Source organism: Aerococcus sp. 1KP-2016 (genome assembly GCF_002252085.1).
In the GTDB taxonomy this organism is placed as follows: domain Bacteria; phylum Bacillota; class Bacilli; order Lactobacillales; family Aerococcaceae; genus Aerococcus.
Genome location: NZ_NEEY01000082.1, coordinates 1 through 3,925, shown reverse-complemented (window position 1 = coordinate 3,925; position 3,925 = coordinate 1). Strand labels below are relative to the sequence as shown.

The window sequence follows — 3,925 nt, the reverse complement described above, 5'->3', positions numbered from 1 at the left end:
AGTAGTTTGCCATATTCTTGCACCCAACGATAAATCGTCGTATGAGAAACGTTAATGCCACGATCATATAAGATTTCTTGAACTTCACGATAGCTAAGGTTATAACGAAGATAGTAGCCCACGGCTACAATAATCACATCCTGCTGAAATTGCTTTCCTTTAAAATGATTCATCGTCATTCCTCCTGCTATCTTTTTCTATTATTCTACCTTATTTGATAGTAGACTTAAAACTTTGCAACAGAACCATTCTACCTTATTTGATAGTAGATTTAAAACTTTGCAACAGAACCATCTTTAGTTAGTAAGCTATGGACTCCTCATTTTCAAAAAAGGTATACTTACTTAATACTAAAGTACCCAATAATACTTATCATTAAACTAAAAGTCCCTGCAATTAGAAACCACGTATTTATTCCTAATAAATCAGTCATTGGACCAGCTAATAGCAATCCCAAGGGCATCGCTATACTCATGATGCTGCCATAAAAACTGAAAAAACGGCCCAACTTTTCTGTAGGAATCTCTTCTTGGACATAAGAGTAAAAAGGTATATTAAATTGATTCCCAAAACCACCCATTAAGAAAGAGCAGAACACAAATAGCCAAAAGCCAATAAGATTAACCGATGTAATACCTGACAATACAGTCACTATACTGATTCCTATCAAGCCATAAATACTTTGCTTTAATTTATTCTGTTTTCTATTGAGTTTTCCAATCACTATAGATCCTATAAGCATTCCAAAAGCAAAGACAAACTCAACGATTCCTCCATAAGCAGCTGATAATTTAAAATGACTTGTTGTCATCAATGGAAATAAAGAAGAAAGTGGCAAATAAAAGAACATCACACAAACACCAATAATGGTAACATTCAAAATTTTTCTATTCTGAATAAATTCTTTAAAACCTAATCTTAACTCTTCAAAATAGGGTGTTATTTCCCCAGATACCGCAATTTTTTTTATGTTGATTCTTCCGATAATAATACATGCGATTACCGCTCCTAAAGTATCAGTCATTAAAATGACCCATAATGGTACTATTGAATAAAGAATGGCTCCTATAACTGGACCTAGCATATACGCTCCAGATTGCAAAAATTGATTCCAACTATTGGCTTCCACTAATTCATCGACTGGAACTAAGGTCGGAACGATCGCTTGAATAGCAGGGGTATGGAATACACTTGCCACAGCTCTTAAAAACAACGAAATCAAAATAAACGCTATTTGTGGTTCACTTACTATGATAGAGAGTGAAAGAAGAAGTGCAACAAGCCCGGTAAACAGATCAGCGACGATAACAACTCGCTTTTTATCCATTCTATCAACCCAGACCCCAGCAAAGGGGCCGATAATAAGCTGTGGTAAAAAAGCAAATAGTCCTGCTATTGATAATACTGTACCTGAATTTGTTTGACTTGCAAGCCACCACATCAAAGCGAACTGGACTGCTGAACTGCCAATCAAGCTAATGGATTGACCTAAAATTAATGGAATAAATTGTTTTCGCCAATTTTTTGTTTGGTTCTCCATTAAAGAACGTCTCCTTTCATCAAAGTGAGTTTTTTATCAGTTATTTTCCAAATCTGATCAGCTATTTTTTCTACAAAGTAGTTATCATGAGACGTGAAAATTATTGTCCCAGGATATTGCTTAATGAATCCTTCTAATGCTTCTATTGTTTGGATATCGATAAAATTTGTTGGTTCATCTAAAATTAATACATTTGATGGTCGTACAAATAAACTAGCCATTGAAATCCTAATTGCTTCTCCACCACTCAAAGTATTAACTGGTTTTAAAATTTCTGTTTGTTTGAATCCTAAATTATTCAGAATTGATCTTACAGTATTTTCTGGATAATCAGTTTGTTTCATTAAATAATCAATCACAGGTACTGATCCGGTTAACTTATAATCCATCTGTTTATAAGAACTAAATATCACCTTTTTTGATACAATCATTCCTTCTGCTTCATTTAAAATAGAATGTAGTAATGTTGACTTACCGGTTCCATTGTCCCCGGTAATAGCAATTCTTTTCCCTAATGGAAATTGAAAATCCACATTGTCTAGTAATAGTTTATCTCCTGCATATAAATTAATTGATTGACCCATTATAGGAAAACGATTATAAAGTTCCAATGCCGAACTTGTTGGAAATTGTATAGGTTTAATTGTTTCTTTTTTTTCAATATCTTCCAAGTGATTGACTCTAGACTCTAATGCTTTAGCTGATTTTTGAACAGCTTTTTGCGCACTATCTTTTTGTTTAGAAGATGAAAGTCGATCTGGTTTAATATTTCTTTTTTTATTTTTTTCACTAACACTACTCATTTTTTTTGCTTGTTTTCTTTTTTGTGTTATCGCTTGTTCTAAACGTGTTTTTTCTTTTTCAACTTTTTCAAATCCTCTTGCTTCCTCTAACTTTTTCTGTTCTTTTTGTTTCATATAGTCACTGTAATTTCCAGGATATTCAGTAACCTTTCCATCTTCTATTTCCCATATCTTGTTTACTAACTGATTTAAAAAGTATCGATCATGACTAACGAGAATCATTGTCCCATAATAATAGCTCAATTCATCTATTAATAGTTGTATACTTTTTCCATCTAAATGAGTTGTAGGTTCATCCATTAGTAATCCCATCTTATAATTTGATAGCACTCTAGCTAAACGTAATTTATTTTCTTCACCTCCGCTTAGTACTTCGATCGTATTTCTCGGAATAGTGAATCGACTAATAAGTTCAGCGTTAAGATCATCAAATTCGTATAAATTATTGGTTTCTTCCATCTGTTTAAAGTAATTAAACTCCACAAATCGGTTAACTTCCCCTGAATTTGGTGATAACTTTCCTTGGATAAGATTCAGTAGCGTTGTTTTCCCTTGTCCGTTTCTTCCGACAATGCCAATTCGATCATTCTCATATACAGTTAAATATTTAATGGCTACTAGTTCTTTGTTTCCAAAATTTACTTCTATATTTTTTAATTCTAAAGATATATTTTTCATTATTTTGCACTCCTTAAATTAGGCCGTGCAATCAACAGATTTTTGGGTACACAAAAAAGAGATAGATTTCTACCTCTTTTGACAATTTCCATATCTATATTTTCTTAGATAAATAGAATTTGAAAAATAGACAGATTGCTCCCCTGTTTCTGCCAATATAACAGGACCTTTTGAATAATAGTATTTAATTATTATTTCAAAAGGTTAAACCACAATCTTATAGATGCTGTCATTTTCCAAATTCTCCTTTGTACATCCTATTTGTATACTAGATACTGCTCAAATGAACACGTATCTTTCTACCAACGTCTCATAAAGCTTAAAACATTTTTTTCAAATAATCAAGTTATGCTCACTTATTATAGGTCAAGATAACTTATAATAGGTGATATGAAAAAAATACTCTTGCTCCTTTTTCGCCATTCAAGGTAACTTCAATATAACATGAAATTCACATGGCGTTTTTTAGTTAGCGGTGGCTAACTTCATTATATAATCCACCAATGAAAAATAAACCTATAACCGTTGCGTTATTTGCTAACGCTTATGATAACGAGTTAAAAACAAACCCTCATTCAAACTTAAAAGAAGGAACTTACAGCGTAGATAAAAATCGGATTTCATTTTTAACAAAAAAAGGCGAAGCATTAGTTATAAATTTAAATATTGGACATATTGACAGTATAGCCACTTTCAATCAGAGCGTTATTCAGCTAAAAGATAATGACAGTAGCGAAGTGAGAAAACAAATTTATATCTTTGCTAAAAGCTCAAAAAATACAGAGTATTGGATAGCACTAGCTGAATTAATTGAGTGAAATAAAAAACACCAGAATTATTCACTCCAAAAAACGAAAGCACGCCCCGAGATAATATAGTTATCAGGGACATGCTTTAAATGCCG

The 3,925-nt window shown here is 32.4% G+C and carries 3 protein-coding genes and 1 pseudogene; 1 reads left to right on the top strand and 3 read right to left on the bottom strand.

Translation table 11 applies throughout. The annotated features are described in order from the left end of the window. The 3 genes and pseudogenes from B9P78_RS09265 to abc-f all read right to left on the bottom strand — a co-directional run. Nucleotides 1–173 (bottom strand): annotated as a pseudogene (locus tag B9P78_RS09265) (IS6 family transposase); the annotation flags it as partial. Between the two features lie 167 nt (nucleotides 174–340). Next, nucleotides 341–1,540 (bottom strand): MFS transporter, encoded by a 1,200-nt coding sequence (locus B9P78_RS09260; RefSeq protein WP_010706273.1) that lies wholly within the window; start codon nucleotides 1,538–1,540, stop codon nucleotides 341–343. After that, on the bottom strand, nucleotides 1,540–3,021 hold the full coding sequence (gene abc-f, locus B9P78_RS09255; RefSeq protein WP_094519154.1) for a ribosomal protection-like ABC-F family protein: 1,482 nt from the start codon (nucleotides 3,019–3,021) through the stop codon (nucleotides 1,540–1,542). The genes B9P78_RS09260 and abc-f overlap by 1 nt, the downstream gene beginning before the upstream one ends. 503 nt (nucleotides 3,022–3,524) lie before the next feature. Between abc-f and B9P78_RS09250 the strand changes: the two genes are divergently transcribed. Further along, on the top strand, nucleotides 3,525–3,839 hold the full coding sequence (locus B9P78_RS09250; protein ID WP_094519153.1) for a hypothetical protein: 315 nt from the start codon (nucleotides 3,525–3,527) through the stop codon (nucleotides 3,837–3,839). Nucleotides 3,840–3,925 lie beyond the last annotated feature (86 nt).

What these genes read in the sequence shown, in the direction of transcription:
- B9P78_RS09260 (WP_010706273.1), bottom strand. Translation starts at nt 1,540, where the DNA reads ATGGAGAACCAAACAAAAAATTGGCGAAAACAATTTATTCCATTAATT.
- abc-f (WP_094519154.1), bottom strand. Translation starts at nt 3,021, where the DNA reads ATGAAAAATATATCTTTAGAATTAAAAAATATAGAAGTAAATTTTGGA.
- B9P78_RS09250 (WP_094519153.1), top strand. Translation starts at nt 3,525, where the DNA reads ATGAAAAATAAACCTATAACCGTTGCGTTATTTGCTAACGCTTATGAT.